This window comes from Brevibacillus gelatini (genome assembly GCF_003710935.1).
Taxonomy (GTDB): Bacteria; Bacillota; Bacilli; order Brevibacillales; family Brevibacillaceae; genus Brevibacillus; species Brevibacillus gelatini.
Genome location: NZ_RHHS01000013.1, coordinates 65,517 through 85,467, shown reverse-complemented (window position 1 = coordinate 85,467; position 19,951 = coordinate 65,517). Strand labels below are relative to the sequence as shown.

Sequence of the window (19,951 nt, the reverse complement as noted above, 5' to 3'; positions counted from 1 at the left end):
TTCAATATTTGATTGGGAGTGATTTAAAGTGTTGAGAAAGTATGAAGGTAATGATAACTATGGAAAACCGAAGAGCGAATATTTGAGTAAAATAGCAGGTATGAGCAGAGAAGAATTACTAGAGGAAACTGAACAAAAAATTTGGTTATCAGCATTCGCAGCAAACAACCCCAGATCAGATTATCATTGGCAATGTGATGCTTGTTATGATGAATGGGTTAAACGTAATGATGTGGGTGGTTATGAAAAAGCGTGGAAACGTGCAGCCAATCAATAACACGATAAAAGGAGAAATTTATCAAGATTTGAGGTAGGAACTAATGCAGATTAAAAATCAGCTAATCAGTTGGTTCCCAATATATTTTCCTGTTTCGATTGCTTTACTACTTGGGTTGGTTATTTTCCCACTTGAAAAACGACATGAAGAAGCAGATTTTCTCGCTAAGTCGGAGTCATATTTACAGCACACTTGGCAAAAGCCATACGAAATAGATCGACAAAACAGCAATATGAGACAACTGGTGTTTTACAGTGATCAACAGAAATATACTTTAGAGAAAAATCAAGATACAGGTGAATTTCAAATAGTAATTCGATAAAAGAAGATTTTCATCAGAAAGGAGCGGTTTATATGTTGAAAATTGAAGATATTATTGAAGAGATTGTTGTACGTATTGCTCAGTTGGAGCATTTTGCCGAAGATTTTAAGAAGCAAGGGAATCAACATGGATTTGAAAATGCAAATAACAGAGCACAAGAGTTGAAACGACTGAAACAATTTATTGATGATAGATGGTCATATGGACAACAAGAAACCGAATGAAAGATGGTTTTTAAACAAAAGGTGAGAGTATGAAAGCAAAGTTTGCTTTTTTTGAAAGAGTATTAAATATCGTTGCTGCACTATGCTCAATATTTGGCGTTTCAGCAGTTGCTGTTTTTACAATTATTAATACTTACAGTGAAATTGCGAACCAAATCGGGTTGAAAATCTTGTTGTCAGTGGGTGCGGTATTTGGAGCAGTGTTTCTTACTTTATTAATTGCTTATCCTCTACAGGTGCTTATCAAAGGATCTTTTGATGTCAAGTCAATGACGGAAGAGGAGATAGCTAAGTTAAGTATATTTTATTTTTCAGTTATTGGGTTTTGTGCTGTTGCGGCATTTGTAGGAATAATGTTAATGATTTGGACGCATAATTTTGCCATAAAATGAAGATTTGAAGGGGGAGATGGGATTATGAAAATGATCGGAGTATACTCAAGAACTGCAACAAAAGACGAAGAAGCAATTAAACTCCAAAAAGAGAAATGTCTAATGCTAATTGAAAAAGGTAGGAAAGTCATTTTCTTCACTGACAATGGGGTATCAGGATTAGAAAATGATAGAGATGGAATTGCTGCCATGTTTGAAGTCGCAAGGCACAATGCACTAGAAAGAGTGATCGCGGTTGAGCCTTCTCGGTTTTCTCGTGACACCAATGAACTATCAAGGATCGAATCGGATCTAAGAAAGTATGGAGTAATCATTCAATATGCAGATACGTCTACCAGTGATACTGTGCTTCTTCACTGAGTGATAAGTAATTTTACAAAATGCTCAGTTTGATAATCGGGAGGGGAAAGTATGAGCATCTACACTGAAGGAAAGGCATTTGGATGGGATCGACCGCTCAAAGAAGAGGAACGTAAGGATATCGAGACTCTTTTGCAGTATCACAATCCGCATGGCTCAGTACACAGGGCGTTGATGCGGTTACTGTGCGCTGAGAAGGCAGCAAACGAGCTGAACGAAGCCCGGGCAAGAGTGATTGAATTCTATATGCGGATCGAAAAAGACTTGGAAGACGACTGCAAACTTTATCGGGATGTAGTCAAGCGATTGAAAGCGGAGATCGAACGGTTGAAAGCAGAGAATGTCAGGGTGGTTGCCGCAGCTGACGCCGGATACGAGAAACTTGTCCATGCTTTACGGTGGTACGCTAGTGACGGAAGAGAGATCGGATTGAGTGATTGGGAACTTGCCCGCAACACGTTGAAAGAACTCGGGTTATGGCGGTCTTAACAAACTGTGTATTAAGTAAATAGGGAGGAACTTTATGAGTGTATATAGTGATGCAACTTTCAGCGTGAATCAATACGACAAAGATGGAGACGTTGTTGATGAATGTGTACTTGTTCATATCGGAACAACGATTCTGAGATTTTCAACGGTTTCCCAATTGGATGTTTTCATTGAGCGTTTGCAAACTATCTCGTCTGAGATAAAGGGGTCTTATTACAATAGTTAATTTGAAAAGGGGATGATGCAATGAAAGCAACTGGTATAGTTAGAAAAGTGGATGAATTGGGACGTATTGTTCTACCAAAAGAACTAAGGGACACCTTTGATATCAACATCAAAGACGCTCTAGAGATTTATGTGGATGGGGAGCAGATCATTCTGAAGAAATATCAGCCATCTTGTTTGTTTTGCGGTAATGCAGATGACACAATTTATTTTAAAGGCAAGCTGATATGTAAGAATTGTGCTATTGAAGTAAAAACTGCAACAGCATAAAACGGTGATTTCATAAGGAGGTTTTTTGAAAATGAATTATTTGAGCGAAGAAAAGCAATTTAAAGAAGTATTGAACCAAGATGAAATAAGTCGTATTCAAAATTCAGAGATAAGAAAAATTCGAGAAAAATACTGGAGATTGCAACACGAGGCATTCATGAATGAACGCGACATCTCTGATAGCGAAATAGGCAAGGTAAGTAAGGAATTGATTCGTCAGGAACAAGAAGAATTACAGCGCTTTAAAAACAATAAATGAAAACAAGATTTGATTAAAATGGAGAGTTTGAATATGGGATATATGACTACAATTACTATTCTGAACGATGGATGGGATCAAATTGAAAAGTACCCTAAAGAATTTATTGAAGCAATTGACGAGGGAATGAATGGATATAGAAGATATCTGGGGCGTGTTGAACAAAACAACATTAATTCATTTGGTATTGGTAATCATTGCAATAATGTATTGGTTGCGAAAGCGCATCATGCTGACGATCCACGAATGTTCATTGCTTATCAAAATTCACTAAATATTATCGGATGGGGTAATGATTCAACAAGTATTGAAAACCGCAAACGCATGCTTAAACTTGCAAAACAAATGATTAAACGCGAAGAAGAAGCAATCAAAGAGATAGAAGAAAAACAAATGAAAAGGTAATTTGATTAGGAAGATGGGGTTCAATTTATGTCTAATCATAGTGTTGTAATGAAATGTGAAAAATGCGATTCTCAGAATATTAACCGCATTATTCATTCACGTTGGACAGGTGAATACGAAGTTGAAAAGTTTTATGAAGTGGTTGCATCATGTCTATGCTTGAATTGTGGACATTTTGGGCAGTTAACGATGAATAAATGATCATTAATAAACGCGAGTTGATTATTTTTTAGCGAGGTGAATCCAATGTTAAACCAAAGTCAAAAGAAACGAGATATTACAGAGGCTGTTGAGGCAAGAAGAGCGGCAGCAGATTATTTAAGCGAAGCAAGTTTGCTCATTAAAGAAATTGACTCACAATAAAAGCAATGATGTGATTTTTGATTTAAAACAAATATAAAGTGATCTGAATGAGCAAATTCACACTCTTCGAGATAAAGAAAATGATCCAGTATAATAATCAAATATCGGCTTATGGAAAATAGGAGGTTAATTTATGAGGGACAAAGAAATAAAGTGGGAAATAGTTGGAGAACTAAAAATGACAGAAAGACAACCAATCCTTGTATTGAGAAATGGAGTTTATGAAAAAGACTACTTGGATAATATTAAGATTGGTGAACAAATTCGTGTTCCTTTTAAAGAGGAATGCGTTGGTAAATCACCAGAAGAATGTAAATGAAATATCGTTTTGATTGAAAATGGAGGGGATGTGGGCATGAATCAAATTGTTAAACTATTTGAAGAGGATTTAAGAAAGGAGTTAGAAAGTTTAAAAGAGTATAAAACAATGAATGGCTATGTTGCAGTTCTAGTTGATGAACGAATTCAATATATAGAGAATCTATTGAAGGAAATTTAATCAAATTGGCATTTCATCGAAAAAAACATAGCTAAAGGAGAATGTTATATGAAATTCAAAGTTATTAACCGAGACTCAAATTATTTTAACCAAGTGGGTAAAAAATACGGTCAAGTAACACTTGATGGAATTAAGCTAAATCTACTTGAATTTATTGATGGAGAATATGCTGGATTTACTGATGATGAATTACAATATATATCCTTTTAAAATGGTATTTCATAAGAATATAGGAGTGATTTATCATGGAAAAGCAAACAGTTAAAGTAAGAGTTATTAAGTCATTCTCGCTTAAAAATTTGACCAGCAAGGATTCAGTATTGAGAGCAGAAGTTGGATACGAAGGAGAGGCAATAGTCTTCCCTCTTGGTGGAGGCAAGAATTTTTATTCAATTAAACTTTATAATTTTGATTTAGAGTTTCCTTATTTTGAATTAGACCATGATACATTTGAAAAGTATATAGAGATAATTCGATAAAATGGGGATTTTATAGGAAGGATGGTTATGAATGAATGCGGTAATTGAATGTCTTGAAACTAAATATGAACTCTGGAAAGTTGGAGAACAGTACGAAGTAATTTTAACATGGGACAGCAATAGTAGATTATTACATACAACAGATAGGGACAAATTTGAGCGCTTTTGGAATTATCCAAAAGATAAAAAGGGTTATTATCGACATGATTATAAGACTGGAGAATTAATTGAGGGAGCAGGGGTATTATTTAAGATTATACAATTAGGATGAAATGTTAATTTAATGAGGAAGTGAAAATATGAAGGATTTAGAATTTTTACGACAAGTAGAAATTGGCTTAATTAATATTATTAAAATTTTCGATCCCAATATGAATAATAAGTGCCACACCATATCTAATATGATTGCATCTTATTTTAATACCCATTTTGAAAGCAACCTTTTTCACTATTCTGATCAAGGGAGACATGGATGGGTTGCAAACACTATATTTGCATTTGAATACAGGGATAGTGAGCAAAGAATTATAACTGATCCCAAGAAGCTTAAGCATCGAAATTCTTATTATAAAATGAAACTCTTAGCTATAGAATCGGCAAAAAAGGTGGCTAATCCAAAAGAGGTTAAATCCTTTCTTAATTGGTTTCAAAATAATTTTAAAGAAATTGATAAAGCATGTATTAATGTAGGTATGTATTCTGAAACTAGATGGCATGAATGTATTTTAAGTGAATAAAATGAGTTTGTTAGGAAAAGTTTGATAAAATGAGCGTTTCAGAAAGAAAATAGGGAATAATGATGATATAATAAAATGGGAGCATTAGAGAAATAACGAAAAGGGGGTTATAGTTCATTGAATACAAAAGAATTTGAACAAAGAAAGCGTAATTTAAGCCAGTATTTCAGGAATAGAGAGAAATGGAAAGAAAATGATGAAGGGGAGTTAGTTTATTATAAAGGGAAGCGTAATTTAAAAGAATTAAAATTTATATTGCAATTAGTTTTTGGAGATGAGTTAGAGATTATTTCTGAAGATTATTATATGAATTTTGAGAATCAGGTTATTGGAGGTTCTATTACAGGAAAAATATTTGTTGATGCCGATTTTAATGGAGCTTACCAAGGGACAAGAGGCTCAGATGTTTATATTAGATTTACATTAATTGAAACTGCCTATTTTTGTGACCAATCATCGTCATTAGATGGTTTGCAATAAAAGTGGATTTGATAGGAAAAGGAGGATTTGTTGATGCTCAGAAATTATGAAGGTAAAGATAATTACGGTAGACCAAAAAGTGAATACCTTGAAAAGTTAAGTAACATGGATTACGAATCTCTTCTTAAGGAAACAGAAGATAAAATCTGGCTATCTGCTTATGCCGCTAACAATCCAAGATCTGATTATCATTGGCAAGTTGATGCTTGCTATGATGAATGGAGCAAAAGAGGCGATGTTAAGGGCTACGAAAAGGCTTATAAGAACGTGGTAAGTGGATGAATCAGGAAAGTTGGAGATAGTATGAAATACACTTGCAAAAAATGTGGAGAGTCTAGATTTTTCTATGTTACGGTGTCGGTTGCAGCAAAACAAAGAATTGACTTAAAAGAAGGATCAAGACATGGTATAGTTTATGACATTGAACCTGAAAACATAGATGGATTTTATGAAGATGTTATTTATTGTGGAAAATGTGATGAACAAGTAGATATGGAAGAATGGGAAGAATATCAATTTTAATCAAATGAGGGTTTGATTAGAAAGGAGGGAATTTAATGAAGGCTATAATAGAATGCCTTGAAGATGCATATGGATTTTGGAATGTTGGGGAACGCTATGAAGTAATGCTAACATGGGACAGTAATAGTAGATTATTTCATACAATAGATAAAAGTAATTTTTCACGTTTTTGGAATTATCCCAAAGATGAAAAGGGATATTATCGACATAATTACAATGTTGGTGAATTATTAGAGGGTACAGATGTTAAGTTCAAGATTTTACAGTTAGGATAAAATGTAAGTTGTATTTGGTTTTGGCTGCCCTTTGCCTTATAATCATCATTGAGGTGATAGCATGTCTTTAACAGTAAAAATCAATATCAAAGATGATAAAGGCAAAGAGGTGGAACTTGAACTTAAGGAGGCAGATAACTTATCCAAACTTGTCATCATACAAAATGTATTTAACTTATTCAGCATAGATAAAGATATTTTTGAGATGGTTAAGACATTTGAACAGGTAGGCAAAGCATGTAGCAGTTTCTTTGAGAAACTAAATCCAATCGAAAATGTAACTAAAGAAGATATTGTACATAAGAGTGAAGAAATCAAACAAAGTCTAATCGAAGGATTGCAAAATACAGAGGAGTTAAAGGAAGTATATCAGACAACAGATGATCAACCCGAATGGATTAGGACAGGCATTAAGGTAGATCCAGATGGGCGAAAACGTTATAGATGCAGGTATCATTGTGTAATATGTAATTATAGAGCAAATCATTATATTTATGAAAATTCAACAGAAATAAAGTGTCATTCATGTGGAATGGCAATGCCTGTTTCTCCAGCCCATCCAGATGGACTCCCTAATGCAGACACGCACAATAACTTTTTCAGAGCCGGAGATTACTTTGATTGGAAGTTAAGTTAAATACAGAAAAGAGGTAATGCTTATGTTTAATGTCGATGCAATTGTAGCCAATCTTGAAGCTGCTGGTTTTACTGTGATTGTAGGACATGATACAACCGAAAAAACTCTGCTAAAAGCCATTTATGAATTAGCCGAGAACACTCGTGACTTCAGTCATGAGATGAATCGGCTTCGGACAAGGTGTGTCTTTTGACACGTCAATTGTCCGACATATGTTAATTTGGTGATTGGCAAAAACGCTAATATTTAGAGGTAATAAATTGAAAAACATTTTACATATGTTATCCTATAATTGATGTGGATAACATGGCAGAAGTTAAACATGGTAGAGAATATGTGTACTCTATCCAATACCATATTGTATGGTGTGTGAAATATCGCCATAAAGTGTTGCTTGGTGATATAGATAAAAAGCTAAAGGAAATACTCAATCAAATTGCTACAGATAATGGTTTCACGATTTCAGAAATTGAAAGTGATTGTGACCATGTTCATCTCCTAATTGATTGTAATCCGCAACATTCAATTCCAAATATCATCAAAGCGTTAAAGGGTGTTTCGGCAAGGTTGCTATTTAAAGAGTTCCCCCAGCTAAAAAAGAAGCTATGGGGAGGGAATCTTTGGAATCCTTCTTACTTTGTGGCAACCGTAAGTGAACACACGGAAGCGCAAATACGACAATACATCCAAAATCAGAAAGTGAGGTGAAAAGCAATGTTAGCAAATAAAGCATACAAATTCCGTATCTATCCAACCAAAGAGCAGGAAGTATTAATTGTTAAAACGATTGGTTGCAGTCGATTTGTGTTCAACCACTTCTTGGCGAAGTGGAACGAAACATACAAAGAAACAGGTAAAGGATTATCATACGGAGTATGTTCTTCCGAACTGCCGAATCTGAAAAAAGAATTACCTTGGCTAAAAGAAGTAGATAGCATCGCTATTCAATCATCAATAAAGAACCTCGCAGACGCATATTCACGATTCTTCAAGAAGCAGAATGATGCACCACGTTTCAAGTCAAAAAGGAATAAAGTTCAGTCGTACACAACGAAACACACAAACGGAAATATTGCGATAGAAGGAGATAAGATTAAACTCCCTAAACTTGGACTTGTTCGTTTTGCGAAATCAAAAGAAGTAGAAGGTCGTATTTTAAATGCTACGATTAGACGCAATCCCTCTGGCAAATACTTTGTTTCGTTGTTAGTAGAAACAGACGTGCAACCATTGCCAAAAACAAACAAAGAAGTCGGTATTGACGTTGGGTTAAAGGATTTCGCTATTCTATCTAACGGTGAAGTGTTCGAGAATCCGAAATTCCTACGGAATATGGAACAAAAACTCATTCGTGAACAACGTATCCTTTCCAGACGTGTGAAAGGTTCTTCAAACTGGAATAAACAACGAGTTAAGGTTGCCAGAATCCATGAACGCATTGCAAATGCCCGAACAGACTACTTGCAAAAAATTTCAACGCATATTGTCAAAAACCACGACATCATTGCGATTGAAGATTTGCAAGTGTCTAACATGATGAAGAACCACAAACTTGCCAAAGCAATTAGCGAAGTGTCCTGGTATCAATTCAGAACGATGCTTGAATACAAGGCAAAGTGGCATGGACGTACTGTCGTTGTCGTAGGCAAAACGTTCGCTTCCTCTCAACTCTGTTCGTGTTGTGGATACCAAAACAAAGAGGTTAAAGATCTTAACTTGCGACAATGGAAGTGTCCTTCTTGCTATAGTGAATGGGATAGGGATGTAAACGCAAGTTTGAATATTCTTGCCGAAGGCAAAAGACTACTATCTGCATAATCGCAGTAACCGCAGGAACTGCGGGGATAGCTTGGTGGTACATCATGTACTAATTCTGCTCAGTAGAGCGGACTACCCAAGAATCTCGTGGCTTTAGCCATGAGAGGTTCAAGATTCTGAGAAGAAAAATGGTTCTATACAAACACAAGAAGAGTGGATTATTGAATTAAGGGAATGGCAGCGGGAGTATTATTCTAAAGTACAAGTTGATTATGGTGTTGCGGATTTTGTTAGATATACGAAGTACGGTGAGGCTTATATCTATTTGCTCCCAAACATTAAGGTGGGGATAAAATTTATTGCTGAATCAGAACAGGAAGTATATCCGATTAGAACTATCATTGATGCAAAATGGGAGAATAAAGGGGTTTCGGCAACATTAAAGGTAAGGCTTTTTGATGATTCATTTAGATTGTTTAATCCTTAAGTAAATTGGTTTTATCAGGAAGGAGGATTTGGGTAGTGCCAGAAGTAACTATAGAGTGGCTTGAAAAACAAGCAAAACAATTGACTAAAAAACATTGGAGCATCAATGAAATACCAACGATTCTTTTAGTAACTAGACAATCTCCATTAACCATTGAATGCAAACTCGACTGGGATAATTATGCGGGATATTATTGTAGTGATATAAAGACTGTTGTACTCAATAATGAGAATAATGAAAGATATACTTTGAGACATATTAAAAGAATTCTCTTGCACGAATTATGTCATTGGTATTTGCATACAACAGGGCAACCTTGGCGAGATTCAGATGAGCGATTTGCAAGAGAGTTAATTAGAGTTGGATTAGGCAGAAGGTACAATAGAGATGAACAGGCAGTATTAGCAGCAAAAGAAGCTTGGAAAAGAAAGAAAAATGAATGTTTTGAACTAATTGAAAGAACTGGGAGTGAAATAATCACAATTAGATTAAGACATCATAGGAAAAATCAAGAAGATTTTAAGAAGGATCTGGCTAACACCCTTATTAGAATTCATAATCAAAGGGAAGAAGATGAATATATTTATCCTGCTGATGTAGCTGAAAAGATGTCTGAATGGTATGGGTATAAACTTGAACCAATCGCAGTATATGCAATCGAAATTAGCGCTGGTGGAGGATGGGGAGAAGGACACATTGGCGATAGAGATGATATAGCATGGTTATTAGAAAAACTCGATGTAGAACCAGATATTATTGATAAGAAATTAAAGGACGTGGCAACAGAGTAAACCAAATGAAAGACTGGTTTTAAGGAGAGTATGATATGAAGAGTAAACGGGTAAAGAGGTACGGCGAAGACTTGTTAACTGAATTTGGATTTAACGAAGAAGGAGAGGGACTTTTTTGTGAAGAAATCGCACTTAAGCTCGGAGTATTAAATCATACGAATGATAATCCAAATGGTAGACTTATTAAACAAATTGCTGAATTCCTTAAGTTAAAGCCATCTGGAGTTAAAACCACAGAAGTATATAATCAGACAAAAAATACGGATACTGTAGGATACCATTTTAACCAAAAGCCAAAATACAGCAAAGAGGACGTTGAAAAAATTGAATTTTTTATTCAAGAATTGGATGATGACGGCCAGTATATCTTTAGGGGAATAAAATTCAGATTGAAGTCTAGATGAAAGTTTAGTTTTATTGAAAGGAGGTACATGTAATTGAAATGTCCTAATTGTGGAAAAGAGGAAATGGTTAGACGTTGGCAGCCTCAATTTGAATATGAACAAAAGGTTTTGAAAAGCGGCAAATTGAGCAAAAGGAAACGATTTGTTGCGGATGTTACGTATGCTGTCCCTGAATGGATACAATGTCTGGAGTGTGGGACAGAGTGGGACTATGTGATTAATGACAATGGAAAAATCGAGTTGTGTGATGAAAGAATCTAATGAAATGAACATTTCATGCGAAATGAGGAGAATGATGAATGAAACAATACTATGTTTACACGCATGAACCAGAGAGGCTTAACGAGATTGGTGAGGTATACTATCCAAAAATTAAAATGAGTTTTGTCATATTGACAACCGATAAAGAACTTTATGAAATACGCTCCATTAAGGGAGTATATGATACTAGAGAATGTGAAGTTGGTAGACTATGCTATTAATAAATTGAAAATTTCACAAGGAGGATAACTTCATGACTGATGGATGGAAAAATGGACGTTGCGAGGATTGCGAGAAAGATAATTTGGAGGTGATGTATAGTTACATAATGAGCAAATGGGCATGTTCTCAATGTATTGAAATATTTGATGAGACTTTTAAAGATATGAAATTGGAATAAAACGAAATTTGAACGAAAATAATAACTAAAAATATGTTGTATTATCTAGTTAACCGTGTTATTATAAAGATGTAGCAAGAAAAGGAAATTTGAGGGGAGGAATAAAAATGCTACGTCTTATGATCCCACATGACTTTGATTTAGAAAAGGCTTCATTAAGAGATAAAATACAATATTATTTACGTGCAAGAGGAATGAAGCAAAACGAATTAGCATTGGCATCTGGGATACATAAGACAGCGATGAGCCAAATAATGAGAGGTAGTCGAAATTTTTCAATTGAGCAACTCTCTAAACTAGAAGAAGTTTTAGGACTTAATAAAGGAGAACTTCAGAAGGAATCTTTAAGTGAATGTATCAATAAGCAAGGAAAAATGAGTTTGATTAAGTGCGAAAAGTTATTACGTGAATCTTTGAGTATTGAAAATAATGAATCATTGATAAATGAAATAACAGGGAAGATCTTAGAGACAAACAAAAACTATATTGGAATCATATTTGAGATTGCAGAAGATAAATATAAAAATAACGATCTGAAGCAGATATTGCCACTGTACTCGCTCATTACTTCGAAAATCGATAACAGGTTAGATGAGCGCCTTTCATTGAGTTACTATAGAACATTTATGATTAGAAGAAGTATTATGCTCACTCATAATGAAGGAATCAAAGACTGTAAAAAAGCATTATCTCAACTGATAGACTATCTTGAATTAATGCCAGAAAGATATATACTTGATGCATATCTTGAAGTAATTGTTTTTCTAAACTTGATTGAGGACTATCATGGAACATTGAAATATGCAGATAAACTTGTACAAATTGTCAACGGGCGTATGAATAATTTAAGACAAGACAAATTAGACTATTCTAAATTAAATTATTACCACTGTGAAGCTCTATTGTATAAGGGGTTTGCATATAAAGGAATGGGAGAATTTGAACTATCAAAGAAGATAATTAATCAGTATGCTTCTATAGATTCCAATTACGCTAAGTATGCCATAGGCAATATGCATTTAGTTGAACTTCTTAGTGGGAAATGGAATCACTTAGAACAATATCTCAAGACATCAACAAACTCTAAAAAAATGAATGTAATATTCCCTGTGTTACTTGAAGCAGCGATTAAACATAACGAACACAACCAGATAACTAAGTTTTTAGAAGAAAACGGTACTGTTTTGGAACAATTGGAAAATGATAATTCAGCGGTTGGATTAAAACATAAATTAAAAGCATATCAATATCTCGGAGTGTATCATCTTGAAAAAGGACAAGATCACATAGGAATTGAATATATATTGAAAGCACTTGAAATGGCTAATTTGTTTAATAATGAAACTCGGATTAAAAAATGCTGGTTGATCTTTACTAATAACTCAAACAAAGCTACAATCGAGCAATTAAATAAATTTAATAAAATTATTCAGGACAGTCTATGAGAAAGGGGTATGGTGTCATGAAAGGATTTAATACTAGTTAAAGATTGTTAGTGCGACCTTCTTGAAAGGAGGTGAAATAAATGAAGAAGGTCGCAGTTATTGCATTCGCTATCGCAGTATTGACGCTAGGTGTAGCTACATACACCGCAGTATCCCCATCTGTACAACTTGCAGATGATGGTGAAAGAGGCTAATAACCGAAAGAAGAGTGGAGAAATTCTCTGCTCTTCTTTTTTTATTTTCATATGTCGATTATTGTCGAGGAGTTTACATGAAAAAATGAATGGTAATTTCTATGTAAACACATGGTAATATAAAGATGTAAAGATAAATGACAAGGGGTGTTTTAATATGAGTAACAACTTAAATAAACAACTCGCCAAGTCTATACAAATGATTGAATTAGCAACTAAAAAGATGCACGAGAAAAGGACGGGTAGAAAGTTTGATGTCAATGCAAAAACCACTGCAAACGGGACGATAAAAGTAACAGTTGTAGCTCATAACATTGATACTGAGGATCAGACAAGCTCTCTCATGGCGGCACAGTATATGCTGAATGACATGTATATCAATGACGTTTTGATTCAGTATAATCTTCCAATGCGTAAAATAAAGGTGGATGATTTCTCTTTAGACTGGACTAATTCATATGAAAACAACGGCTCATATACAGTATTGGGGGAGTTAGCGTTGATTGTTAATGTTGAATTGTACAAGCCATATGAAGATTTAATAAGTTATCAGGGTGACGTTATAACATTTCATACAACCAGCGATGAATATATTACCTTAGACTGTGTTGAATGTAATATCACATGGCATCAGGCTAAAGTAGCATAAAAATAAACTATAATAAAGAATAACATGTGATATTGTAACTAAAATAATTATGGAGTATAATTTATATCAAGAGAACGGGACGTGAAAATTAGGGGGTATATAATGAATTTTATTAAATCAATTAAAGGTAATGTAATTACAGCAGATTTCCAGAAGATTGATCCTTCTGTCATTCTAAATAAAGATTGCTTGGATATTTTTTATGAAACGGTAAGTGAGATTGAGCAGTACGGTAAAGTAACAACAAAAGAGTGGAATAGTTTGATTGGATATATCAAGCAACTAGATTATCAATATGACGATTTTACTGATGAAAAAATGTATTATCTAAATATAATAAATTAAATAATTTTTAAACCATGCAATTAAGCATGGTTTTTGTTTTGTTGTTTTTGTTAAATAGCTTCATTATAATTAACTTGAGGTGATCGAGTATGTCGAAAGTATATACAAAGGCTGAAGCAAAGAAATTAATATTAAGAAATTTAAGGGCTTTATCTACTGAAAATAAAGGAAAAGTAACTCCTGAAATCTATAAATCTTCAGGTTTAAAACCATCCTACTCTTATATTAAAGAACACTTTGGGTGGACTAATATATTGCGTGAAGCAAATATTATGCCGCATCCATCAATGCTAACCGCTGAAGAATTGATTCAGCAACTTAAAGACTCAATTAAAGAATTAGGATACATTCCGACCAGCACCGAGTATGATAAGTTAAAAATGAAACCTGATAGTGATTCATTATCAAAGAGAGGGTTAACATGGTCTGAGGCAATGAATGAGGCTGGATTTAGAACATATGGCAAACCTGTCAAAGTAAAAGATCGTGTTTGTTATAATGCTGGTTGCTATAATCAATACACGCCTGAATATGAACATCACTGGTATTGTGATGAATGCCAAAAGGATATTAGGGGTAAGTTCATATCCAAACTGAACGACATGAAAGACGCTAATGCATTAAGAAAGATTGCATTGCAGTTAGCGACTTCAAATAACTCATTTAGAACTATAACTTTTATTATGGGATTGGACAAGAATTAAATGTCCCCTTAAAACAGGGGACATTTGTGTATACAAAAAAAATATAATATCATTGTTATTTTTGCTGATTTAATGTATAATAAAAGTTGGAAATGTCTACAATTTTACTAACTAAATAAAGAGGAAGGTGACTTTATGAAGGTTAATCGTTCTCAACTAGAGGAAATCCTTGTACAAAAATTCGAAACCATTAAATCTGATCTTAAATTTACAGAAGACCTGAAAAATGAATTAGCTAAACATAAAATACTTGCAGGAGATGTTCAAAGGATTATTAGTCAGAATATCCCTATTCAAGAGATTGATGACACAATGCTCTTTTTATTTACAAATGCAATTTATGTCCTTACATCAGAGAATATATTTAATCCCGAATTATATTTCAACGAAAGAGAAATTCAAATTGCTTCAAGGTATGAGGAATATCATGATGACAAAATTAAACTACCTCTTGTAATTGATAACGTATTGTCTTTAAATGATAAAGAATTTATTACTGTTTTGCCGATAAAGACTCTTGTTGAATGGGATAATTCACTTCTCATCGAGTATAACCATGAAACACAACGTAATCCAAAAGAAAGAAAAAATAGAGAAGGTAAAATTGTTCCAATAGCCAACATTAATCCGCAATCAGTAAAGGAGATTACACAGCATATATTAAATAATACATTTAAAGCCGATACGTTAATACTCAACGTTTTATCTGATGGAAATGATGAAATCATGTATGACCCTAAACACGGAAGATTGACAATTGTGTCTGGTGAAATCGACATATTGGATGGATTCCATCGTCTCAACGCTTTTTCTCAAGTAATAAATAATTTTAATCCTGACGCAGATTTAAAAGTACAGGTTGCTATAAAAAATTTTACAATTAAAGAAGCTCAAGCATATGTGGCACAAATTAATACGGTTAATAAGATGCCTAACACCTATATTCAAAAACTTAAGGCTGACAGATACAGCGACATTGTTGCAAAAGAGCTTCAAAAAGAATCTGAACTCAAGAATAGAGTTTCTCCAACTCATTTGGTAAATCACAATGTTGGACATTTAGTGAGTTATAAACTATTGACTGATGAGATCGAAGAACAATTTAAGATCAATTCCAAAATCGAAGCTATGGATTTAGCAGATTATCTAACAGTGTTTTTTGATTATCTGATTGGTTCCTTCCCAGAGGAGTTTGCAAGAGATAAAAGCGGTGAAACAATAATGTCTAAACACTTCATGTTTATTGGATATATTACTTTAGCAAGACATATGTACGAAAATAATATTCCAGCAAGAAGTGTTGTAGAAGTTATATCACAAATTGACTTAACCGAAAGCAACCCGTTCTTTGACGAAGTTAAAAAGATGAATGCTCCATTGTCTAACAAGAGATTCAAGAAGTTTGTTCGTGAGTATTTTAATCAAATTCCGTTGGAGGGAGTTTAAAAAGTGTCTAATAAAAAAGCCCCTAACCAAATTTATGAAGGCGACATGTACAATGAAGGAGTAAAACAAAGATTCATGGAAGTGATTTCTGATGATAGCAAAGGGCCGTATGAAAGAATTTTTATTAGGAGCAGTGTTGTTGAAGAAAGTTTAGGACGAGACATGTACGATTTCAATATTAAAGAAATCGAGAATGTTTTGTTTCATCTTAAACCAAAAACTTTGGCGGCGAGTAAGTCAAATATTAGTATTATTTCGTCGTATTTAGACTGGGCAATTGAAGAAGGATATAGGTCAAACACAATAAATCCCATGAAATATCAACTCGATGACTGGGCAGAAAAGTTTATAGACAAGAATATTAAAATGTTTTTCTCTAAGAAAGAGATAGACGAGATCATTGAAAAATGTAAAAATGCTCAAGATGCTGTGATTATCTCTCTCTTATTTTATGGGGCAAATGGTCGGGAAGTTTCTGAGTTAAGAAACCTTCGCCCAAGCGATGTTAATTTTGAAACCAATGAATTAATATTAACTGATGACAAAGACAATCAAACTAGACGAATAACAACTCCTAAAGAATGTATTACCTTAATAAAAGATGCTATAAATCAAACCGAGTACTTTAAGCGAAATGGTCATATTGCCCCCAACTCTAGAAACACAAAAGAGACAAGCGAATTAATCGAAACAGGGTATGTGATTAAGCCAGCAAAAACTAAGGTAGTTCATATAGATCAAGTTAATACCCATGTTGTTTATGGTAGATTGTCTACAATTAGCGAACTCTTTAATATTGAAAACTTCACGGTGAAAAATATTCAGCGCAGTGGCATGATCTACATGGCAAAACAAATCCTTGATCGGGATGGACACTTTGGAGATAAAGAACAATACTTTGAAATATGTGAACAATTTGGAGTAAGCAAGTTCGATAATCATGGGGTTGAAGAATATAACTGGTCTGCCATGAAGAGTTATATTAACATGGATATGATTAAACAATTTTATGGAGAAGGCAGTCTGTCGTAATGACGGACTGCTTTTAATTTGAAGTTCCAAAAAACTTGTTGTCATTTAGTTACTGGGTGGTAAAATACAAATATATTTTACTGTGAGGGAGATGAAATATGGATCTCGTTCTTTTTGTATTCTTTTCTTCTTTAGAATATGCTGCAATAGTTTTGCTACTCTTGGCTATCTTTAGATTGCCTATGAAGGACTATGTTGTCCCTGTTTTAGCAATAGCAGTACTCGAAAGTGTATTTTCATATGTATTAAGATATAATACTCATTTTGTTAATTTTTCTGTATCATTACAAATAGCTCTTATGATATTATTATTTATTTATTTTTCGAGGATTCAACTTTTTTACTCTTCTATTGCAGTGATATTATCCTATTGCGCATATTCAACTATACAAATTATTTGTTTTGCAATAATGAATTACATTGGGGCGTTTGAGTTAGAGCAACTTACCAAAGAGATTGTCGAAGGCGTTACACTGATTGGTTATATATTGCAATTGATAACGGTAATTGTAACACTAGGTATAGCTGTCATAATAAAAAGAACAAACATGGGATGGCAATTTATACCTGATGCTCATCGTAAGGTAAGCTTAAATGATCCAATTAATTTTGCGCTTTTGATAACAGTAATTACATCATATTTACTTTTGAGTTTAATGGTATTTCTTAGTACATTAGCAAATAGAGAATATATTTTGGTTTTACTTGTATTTTTAACATTTTGTCTTTGTTCATTGGTTCACTTTTCTAACAAAAAGGAGGAAATGAATGATAGAGGCACTAGCCTATAAAATTGCCGTGAAGATTAAGAGTATAAATCCAAATGAAACAAGTAGTATAGAAGTCATGAAATTTTCTTTGATAATGCTCATTGGAACAGGAAGTGCAATTTTCTTATCATTGCTCCTAGCATCACTGCTAGGAAGTGCACTTGAAACTATTATTGTTTTAATATCATTTGTCTCTTTGAGATTTTTTTCTGGAGGATTTCATTTTAAAAGTGCTGAACTATGTACGATATTCAGTGTTATAGGTGCAGTACTTATCCCTTATGTACCAGTTAGTGATAAAAATGTATTTGTAATAACATTGATTTCAATATTTATTACAGCATTATTAGCTCCCATTGGAGTGAATCAATCCAAGTTTTTTACTAAAAAACATGACCCATTGTTAAAACTGATATCTATTTTTATAATTTTATTAAATTTAATTATTGAGTCGGATATACTTGCAGTTACTTTTTTTGTGCAAAGCCTTACATTGGTTATATATAAAACAATGGAAGGAGGTGATTGTAAATGAAAGCATTCCTTGCTAAACAAATCTCTAGGTTTTTGGCTATTGTTGCTGTACTAGTCGTATCTCCATACTCAGCAGCTCTTATTCACCAGCCAGAAGCTCCTCAAGAATTGTACAAGAATAACTAGGTATTAAGAAATGGGTGAGAACAGCAATGATTATTCCATGTGTTCGCAAAGGAAACGAAGAGCAGGGAATAATTTGGTTAAGTGTTACAGATATTACTCACCTAGCAAGAAAAAGAAATGAAGTTGAGTTTCATACAGCCGATGGTGTTTATGTACGCCCAAATGCGCTAGACTACTGGCAAGTAGTATTAAAGGAAAAAGGATTTGAAAGATTAGATTGGGGGGTGTTAGTAAATTTACATAAAATTGCTGAACTTGATGAGAAAGAGCATAAAATCATCATAAAAGACTCAAGAAAATCTATAGTAGTAGCAGAAAAGCATATTGAGAATTTAAAAGAGTTTCTAAAAAAAGGTGAAAGTTGATGAAAGTCCAGCTTTCACCTTTTTCATTTTCTACTTCTAATCACAAATCGAACAATATGTCAAGAAAAATCTTTACATGTGTTTATTTTTCGTTATTTCTGTGAGGACATTTGCTAGAATAAACTTATAACATCTTTGGGAGGGAAGTCACAGATGGATCTACATATCTTGATCGTCGAAGATCAATTTGAAATCAGAAAGCTGCTCGCTACATATGTTTATCATTTGCCCTTTGTAAAAAGTGTGCACACTGCGAAAAATGCTGATGAAATGTTTTTACAGCTTAGTGAGAAGGACAACATAAATGCTTTAATACTTGACCTCGATCTGGGAAGTGAGTCAATCGACGGGATAACTGCATATAACTTGTGTCGTGAATATGGCTATGATTTGCCTGCAATTGTAGTAACTGGTGAAAAACTGCTCGCAGCACATTCTTACACTATTGGTATTACAGATGTTGTTACAAAAGCAATTGATTTTAAAAGACTTAAAAGTGCGCTGGAGAAACTCAAAAATTATTACTTATATAAACGCTTTATTGATAATAATGGGGCTTGTATTCCCATTTGTGGCAATGAATCATATGTTACCTTCCCATCGGAAATCCTTTATATAGAGTCAACCAAGGGTAATGTAAATGTTCGTACAGTTGGACGAGTAGAGCCATACACAACAGAATTGCGATTGAATGTTTATGCGAAACTATTAGAAGATCACAATTTTATCTACATTAGTAGATCATCCATAATAAACCTGGGGTTTGCCAAAGAAGTCAAAGACAATGTATTGATTATGTCGAATGATGATGTGTTGCCAATAAGTGAAGAGAGAGTAAATTACGTAAAAAAGATGGTGACAATGCATAGCGCTGATCTAAAAAATAGACGAGGTATGCTGGGAAGTCTGTTAAAGTTTGTGAATAATTTATAAAGGGTGAAAAAATGAAGCATAGAATAAAAAGATGGTTGTGTCATTTTTTCGGCTGGCTATCAGAATATCATAAATCTCGATACGGAGAAGAT

General features: G+C 33.8%; 38 protein-coding genes. All 38 read left to right on the top strand.

All coding sequences use genetic code 11. The features are described 5' to 3' along the window. The first annotated feature begins 28 nt into the window (after positions 1–28). The gene (locus EDM57_RS04890; RefSeq protein ID WP_122903650.1) at positions 29–277 is read left to right on the top strand and encodes a hypothetical protein; all 249 of its coding nucleotides are present in this window, start codon (positions 29–31) and stop codon (positions 275–277) included. Between the two features lie 43 nt (positions 278–320). Then, positions 321–599, top strand: a complete 279-nt coding sequence (locus EDM57_RS04885) for a hypothetical protein (RefSeq protein WP_122903649.1) — start codon at positions 321–323, stop codon at positions 597–599. 32 nt (positions 600–631) lie between these two features. Continuing rightward, the gene (locus EDM57_RS04880) at positions 632–823 is read left to right on the top strand and encodes a hypothetical protein (protein ID WP_122903648.1); all 192 of its coding nucleotides are present in this window, start codon (positions 632–634) and stop codon (positions 821–823) included. A gap of 29 nt (positions 824–852) precedes the next feature. Further along, a complete protein-coding gene (locus EDM57_RS04875) occupies positions 853–1,215 on the top strand; it encodes a hypothetical protein (protein WP_122903647.1) in 363 nt (120 codons plus the stop codon). A 24-nt stretch (positions 1,216–1,239) separates the two neighbouring features. Next, positions 1,240–1,575: a recombinase family protein gene (locus tag EDM57_RS04870; protein WP_122903646.1), complete on the top strand. Its 336-nt coding sequence runs from the start codon at positions 1,240–1,242 to the stop codon at positions 1,573–1,575. A 51-nt stretch (positions 1,576–1,626) separates the two neighbouring features. Next, a complete protein-coding gene (locus EDM57_RS04865; protein WP_122903645.1) occupies positions 1,627–2,064 on the top strand; it encodes a hypothetical protein in 438 nt (145 codons plus the stop codon). A 246-nt stretch (positions 2,065–2,310) separates the two neighbouring features. After that, positions 2,311–2,559 carry an AbrB/MazE/SpoVT family DNA-binding domain-containing protein gene (locus EDM57_RS04855; RefSeq protein ID WP_122903643.1) on the top strand — a complete coding sequence of 83 codons (249 nt, stop codon included), beginning with the start codon at positions 2,311–2,313 and terminating at the stop codon, positions 2,557–2,559. Positions 2,560–2,590: 31 nt separating this feature from the next. After that, on the top strand, positions 2,591–2,818 hold the full coding sequence (locus EDM57_RS04850; protein WP_122903642.1) for a hypothetical protein: 228 nt from the start codon (positions 2,591–2,593) through the stop codon (positions 2,816–2,818). Positions 2,819–2,851: 33 nt separating this feature from the next. Continuing rightward, positions 2,852–3,223, top strand: a complete 372-nt coding sequence (locus EDM57_RS04845; protein ID WP_122903641.1) for a hypothetical protein — start codon at positions 2,852–2,854, stop codon at positions 3,221–3,223. Positions 3,224–3,719: 496 nt separating this feature from the next. Next, positions 3,720–3,905 carry a hypothetical protein gene (locus EDM57_RS04840; protein WP_122903640.1) on the top strand — a complete coding sequence of 62 codons (186 nt, stop codon included), beginning with the start codon at positions 3,720–3,722 and terminating at the stop codon, positions 3,903–3,905. Between the two features lie 36 nt (positions 3,906–3,941). Further along, positions 3,942–4,085: a hypothetical protein gene (locus EDM57_RS23150; protein WP_170163380.1), complete on the top strand. Its 144-nt coding sequence runs from the start codon at positions 3,942–3,944 to the stop codon at positions 4,083–4,085. 48 nt (positions 4,086–4,133) lie between these two features. After that, positions 4,134–4,295 (top strand): hypothetical protein, encoded by a 162-nt coding sequence (locus EDM57_RS23145; RefSeq protein ID WP_170163379.1) that lies wholly within the window; start codon positions 4,134–4,136, stop codon positions 4,293–4,295. Between the two features lie 35 nt (positions 4,296–4,330). After that, positions 4,331–4,564: a hypothetical protein gene (locus EDM57_RS04835; RefSeq protein ID WP_122903639.1), complete on the top strand. Its 234-nt coding sequence runs from the start codon at positions 4,331–4,333 to the stop codon at positions 4,562–4,564. A gap of 31 nt (positions 4,565–4,595) precedes the next feature. Next, a complete protein-coding gene (locus EDM57_RS04830) occupies positions 4,596–4,835 on the top strand; it encodes a hypothetical protein (protein WP_122903638.1) in 240 nt (79 codons plus the stop codon). 28 nt (positions 4,836–4,863) lie between these two features. Beyond that, positions 4,864–5,301 (top strand): hypothetical protein, encoded by a 438-nt coding sequence (locus tag EDM57_RS04825; protein ID WP_122903637.1) that lies wholly within the window; start codon positions 4,864–4,866, stop codon positions 5,299–5,301. A 117-nt stretch (positions 5,302–5,418) separates the two neighbouring features. Continuing rightward, the gene (locus EDM57_RS04820; protein WP_122903636.1) at positions 5,419–5,781 is read left to right on the top strand and encodes a hypothetical protein; all 363 of its coding nucleotides are present in this window, start codon (positions 5,419–5,421) and stop codon (positions 5,779–5,781) included. Between the two features lie 33 nt (positions 5,782–5,814). Beyond that, a complete protein-coding gene (locus EDM57_RS04815; protein ID WP_122903635.1) occupies positions 5,815–6,063 on the top strand; it encodes a hypothetical protein in 249 nt (82 codons plus the stop codon). A 21-nt stretch (positions 6,064–6,084) separates the two neighbouring features. Continuing rightward, positions 6,085–6,303: a hypothetical protein gene (locus EDM57_RS04810; RefSeq protein ID WP_122903634.1), complete on the top strand. Its 219-nt coding sequence runs from the start codon at positions 6,085–6,087 to the stop codon at positions 6,301–6,303. 35 nt (positions 6,304–6,338) lie between these two features. Continuing rightward, complete coding sequence (locus EDM57_RS23650; RefSeq protein ID WP_246005738.1) at positions 6,339–6,578, top strand: hypothetical protein; 240 nt, start codon at positions 6,339–6,341, stop codon at positions 6,576–6,578. A gap of 61 nt (positions 6,579–6,639) precedes the next feature. Continuing rightward, the gene (locus EDM57_RS04800; RefSeq protein ID WP_122903633.1) at positions 6,640–7,215 is read left to right on the top strand and encodes a hypothetical protein; all 576 of its coding nucleotides are present in this window, start codon (positions 6,640–6,642) and stop codon (positions 7,213–7,215) included. 22 nt (positions 7,216–7,237) lie between these two features. Then, positions 7,238–7,408: a hypothetical protein gene (locus tag EDM57_RS23140; RefSeq protein WP_170163378.1), complete on the top strand. Its 171-nt coding sequence runs from the start codon at positions 7,238–7,240 to the stop codon at positions 7,406–7,408. A 113-nt stretch (positions 7,409–7,521) separates the two neighbouring features. After that, the gene (gene tnpA / locus EDM57_RS04795; RefSeq protein ID WP_122903632.1) at positions 7,522–7,923 is read left to right on the top strand and encodes an IS200/IS605 family transposase; all 402 of its coding nucleotides are present in this window, start codon (positions 7,522–7,524) and stop codon (positions 7,921–7,923) included. Positions 7,924–7,929: 6 nt separating this feature from the next. Then, entirely contained in the window at positions 7,930–9,033 is a 1,104-nt protein-coding gene (gene tnpB / locus EDM57_RS04790; protein WP_122903631.1) for an IS200/IS605 family element RNA-guided endonuclease TnpB, read from the top strand. A gap of 462 nt (positions 9,034–9,495) precedes the next feature. Then, entirely contained in the window at positions 9,496–10,251 is a 756-nt protein-coding gene (locus tag EDM57_RS23555) for a SprT family zinc-dependent metalloprotease (protein ID WP_211338217.1), read from the top strand. Positions 10,252–10,286: 35 nt separating this feature from the next. Then, positions 10,287–10,655, top strand: coding sequence for a hypothetical protein (locus EDM57_RS04780; RefSeq protein ID WP_122903630.1), 369 nt, complete (start codon positions 10,287–10,289; stop codon positions 10,653–10,655). Between the two features lie 299 nt (positions 10,656–10,954). Next, positions 10,955–11,137: a hypothetical protein gene (locus EDM57_RS04770; RefSeq protein WP_122903628.1), complete on the top strand. Its 183-nt coding sequence runs from the start codon at positions 10,955–10,957 to the stop codon at positions 11,135–11,137. A gap of 32 nt (positions 11,138–11,169) precedes the next feature. Continuing rightward, entirely contained in the window at positions 11,170–11,316 is a 147-nt protein-coding gene (locus EDM57_RS23135) for a hypothetical protein (RefSeq protein WP_170163377.1), read from the top strand. 107 nt (positions 11,317–11,423) lie between these two features. Further along, the gene (locus EDM57_RS04765; protein ID WP_122903627.1) at positions 11,424–12,761 is read left to right on the top strand and encodes a helix-turn-helix domain-containing protein; all 1,338 of its coding nucleotides are present in this window, start codon (positions 11,424–11,426) and stop codon (positions 12,759–12,761) included. 351 nt (positions 12,762–13,112) lie between these two features. Next, positions 13,113–13,604 (top strand): hypothetical protein, encoded by a 492-nt coding sequence (locus tag EDM57_RS04760; RefSeq protein WP_122903626.1) that lies wholly within the window; start codon positions 13,113–13,115, stop codon positions 13,602–13,604. Positions 13,605–13,706: 102 nt separating this feature from the next. Further along, complete coding sequence (locus EDM57_RS04755) at positions 13,707–13,949, top strand: hypothetical protein (RefSeq protein ID WP_122903625.1); 243 nt, start codon at positions 13,707–13,709, stop codon at positions 13,947–13,949. Positions 13,950–14,038: 89 nt separating this feature from the next. Next, complete coding sequence (locus EDM57_RS04750; protein ID WP_122903624.1) at positions 14,039–14,653, top strand: homing endonuclease associated repeat-containing protein; 615 nt, start codon at positions 14,039–14,041, stop codon at positions 14,651–14,653. Between the two features lie 135 nt (positions 14,654–14,788). Further along, positions 14,789–16,099: a DNA sulfur modification protein DndB gene (locus tag EDM57_RS04745; protein ID WP_122903623.1), complete on the top strand. Its 1,311-nt coding sequence runs from the start codon at positions 14,789–14,791 to the stop codon at positions 16,097–16,099. A 3-nt stretch (positions 16,100–16,102) separates the two neighbouring features. Next, positions 16,103–17,131: a phage lytic cycle repressor MrpR family protein gene (locus EDM57_RS04740; protein ID WP_122903622.1), complete on the top strand. Its 1,029-nt coding sequence runs from the start codon at positions 16,103–16,105 to the stop codon at positions 17,129–17,131. Between the two features lie 98 nt (positions 17,132–17,229). After that, entirely contained in the window at positions 17,230–17,922 is a 693-nt protein-coding gene (locus EDM57_RS04735) for a hypothetical protein (RefSeq protein WP_122903621.1), read from the top strand. Next, a complete protein-coding gene (locus EDM57_RS04730) occupies positions 17,900–18,436 on the top strand; it encodes an accessory gene regulator B family protein (RefSeq protein WP_122903620.1) in 537 nt (178 codons plus the stop codon). Before EDM57_RS04735 ends, EDM57_RS04730 begins: the two co-directional genes overlap by 23 nt. After that, entirely contained in the window at positions 18,433–18,561 is a 129-nt protein-coding gene (locus EDM57_RS04725; protein ID WP_122903619.1) for an AgrD family cyclic lactone autoinducer peptide, read from the top strand. The genes EDM57_RS04730 and EDM57_RS04725 overlap by 4 nt, the downstream gene beginning before the upstream one ends. Before the next feature lie 26 nt (positions 18,562–18,587). After that, complete coding sequence (locus tag EDM57_RS04720) at positions 18,588–18,926, top strand: LytTR family transcriptional regulator DNA-binding domain-containing protein (RefSeq protein WP_122903618.1); 339 nt, start codon at positions 18,588–18,590, stop codon at positions 18,924–18,926. A 153-nt stretch (positions 18,927–19,079) separates the two neighbouring features. After that, positions 19,080–19,859 carry a LytR/AlgR family response regulator transcription factor gene (locus EDM57_RS04715; RefSeq protein ID WP_122903617.1) on the top strand — a complete coding sequence of 260 codons (780 nt, stop codon included), beginning with the start codon at positions 19,080–19,082 and terminating at the stop codon, positions 19,857–19,859. The last annotated feature ends 92 nt before the right edge of the window (positions 19,860–19,951 follow it).

Coding starts and splice junctions, on each gene's coding strand:
- EDM57_RS04885 (WP_122903649.1), top strand. CDS start 321: ATGCAGATTAAAAATCAGCTAATCAGTTGGTTCCCAATATATTTTCCT.
- EDM57_RS04880 (WP_122903648.1), top strand. CDS start 632: ATGTTGAAAATTGAAGATATTATTGAAGAGATTGTTGTACGTATTGCT.
- EDM57_RS04875 (WP_122903647.1), top strand. CDS start 853: ATGAAAGCAAAGTTTGCTTTTTTTGAAAGAGTATTAAATATCGTTGCT.
- EDM57_RS04870 (WP_122903646.1), top strand. CDS start 1,240: ATGAAAATGATCGGAGTATACTCAAGAACTGCAACAAAAGACGAAGAA.
- EDM57_RS04865 (WP_122903645.1), top strand. CDS start 1,627: ATGAGCATCTACACTGAAGGAAAGGCATTTGGATGGGATCGACCGCTC.
- EDM57_RS04855 (WP_122903643.1), top strand. CDS start 2,311: ATGAAAGCAACTGGTATAGTTAGAAAAGTGGATGAATTGGGACGTATT.
- EDM57_RS04850 (WP_122903642.1), top strand. CDS start 2,591: ATGAATTATTTGAGCGAAGAAAAGCAATTTAAAGAAGTATTGAACCAA.
- EDM57_RS04845 (WP_122903641.1), top strand. CDS start 2,852: ATGGGATATATGACTACAATTACTATTCTGAACGATGGATGGGATCAA.
- EDM57_RS04840 (WP_122903640.1), top strand. CDS start 3,720: ATGAGGGACAAAGAAATAAAGTGGGAAATAGTTGGAGAACTAAAAATG.
- EDM57_RS23150 (WP_170163380.1), top strand. CDS start 3,942: ATGAATCAAATTGTTAAACTATTTGAAGAGGATTTAAGAAAGGAGTTA.
- EDM57_RS23145 (WP_170163379.1), top strand. CDS start 4,134: ATGAAATTCAAAGTTATTAACCGAGACTCAAATTATTTTAACCAAGTG.
- EDM57_RS04835 (WP_122903639.1), top strand. CDS start 4,331: ATGGAAAAGCAAACAGTTAAAGTAAGAGTTATTAAGTCATTCTCGCTT.
- EDM57_RS04830 (WP_122903638.1), top strand. CDS start 4,596: ATGAATGCGGTAATTGAATGTCTTGAAACTAAATATGAACTCTGGAAA.
- EDM57_RS04825 (WP_122903637.1), top strand. CDS start 4,864: ATGAAGGATTTAGAATTTTTACGACAAGTAGAAATTGGCTTAATTAAT.
- EDM57_RS04815 (WP_122903635.1), top strand. CDS start 5,815: ATGCTCAGAAATTATGAAGGTAAAGATAATTACGGTAGACCAAAAAGT.
- EDM57_RS04810 (WP_122903634.1), top strand. CDS start 6,085: ATGAAATACACTTGCAAAAAATGTGGAGAGTCTAGATTTTTCTATGTT.
- EDM57_RS23650 (WP_246005738.1), top strand. CDS start 6,339: ATGAAGGCTATAATAGAATGCCTTGAAGATGCATATGGATTTTGGAAT.
- EDM57_RS04800 (WP_122903633.1), top strand. CDS start 6,640: ATGTCTTTAACAGTAAAAATCAATATCAAAGATGATAAAGGCAAAGAG.
- EDM57_RS23140 (WP_170163378.1), top strand. CDS start 7,238: ATGTTTAATGTCGATGCAATTGTAGCCAATCTTGAAGCTGCTGGTTTT.
- tnpA (WP_122903632.1), top strand. CDS start 7,522: ATGGCAGAAGTTAAACATGGTAGAGAATATGTGTACTCTATCCAATAC.
- tnpB (WP_122903631.1), top strand. CDS start 7,930: ATGTTAGCAAATAAAGCATACAAATTCCGTATCTATCCAACCAAAGAG.
- EDM57_RS04780 (WP_122903630.1), top strand. CDS start 10,287: ATGAAGAGTAAACGGGTAAAGAGGTACGGCGAAGACTTGTTAACTGAA.
- EDM57_RS04770 (WP_122903628.1), top strand. CDS start 10,955: ATGAAACAATACTATGTTTACACGCATGAACCAGAGAGGCTTAACGAG.
- EDM57_RS23135 (WP_170163377.1), top strand. CDS start 11,170: ATGACTGATGGATGGAAAAATGGACGTTGCGAGGATTGCGAGAAAGAT.
- EDM57_RS04765 (WP_122903627.1), top strand. CDS start 11,424: ATGCTACGTCTTATGATCCCACATGACTTTGATTTAGAAAAGGCTTCA.
- EDM57_RS04760 (WP_122903626.1), top strand. CDS start 13,113: ATGAGTAACAACTTAAATAAACAACTCGCCAAGTCTATACAAATGATT.
- EDM57_RS04755 (WP_122903625.1), top strand. CDS start 13,707: ATGAATTTTATTAAATCAATTAAAGGTAATGTAATTACAGCAGATTTC.
- EDM57_RS04750 (WP_122903624.1), top strand. CDS start 14,039: ATGTCGAAAGTATATACAAAGGCTGAAGCAAAGAAATTAATATTAAGA.
- EDM57_RS04745 (WP_122903623.1), top strand. CDS start 14,789: ATGAAGGTTAATCGTTCTCAACTAGAGGAAATCCTTGTACAAAAATTC.
- EDM57_RS04735 (WP_122903621.1), top strand. CDS start 17,230: ATGGATCTCGTTCTTTTTGTATTCTTTTCTTCTTTAGAATATGCTGCA.
- EDM57_RS04730 (WP_122903620.1), top strand. CDS start 17,900: ATGATAGAGGCACTAGCCTATAAAATTGCCGTGAAGATTAAGAGTATA.
- EDM57_RS04725 (WP_122903619.1), top strand. CDS start 18,433: ATGAAAGCATTCCTTGCTAAACAAATCTCTAGGTTTTTGGCTATTGTT.
- EDM57_RS04720 (WP_122903618.1), top strand. CDS start 18,588: ATGATTATTCCATGTGTTCGCAAAGGAAACGAAGAGCAGGGAATAATT.
- EDM57_RS04715 (WP_122903617.1), top strand. CDS start 19,080: ATGGATCTACATATCTTGATCGTCGAAGATCAATTTGAAATCAGAAAG.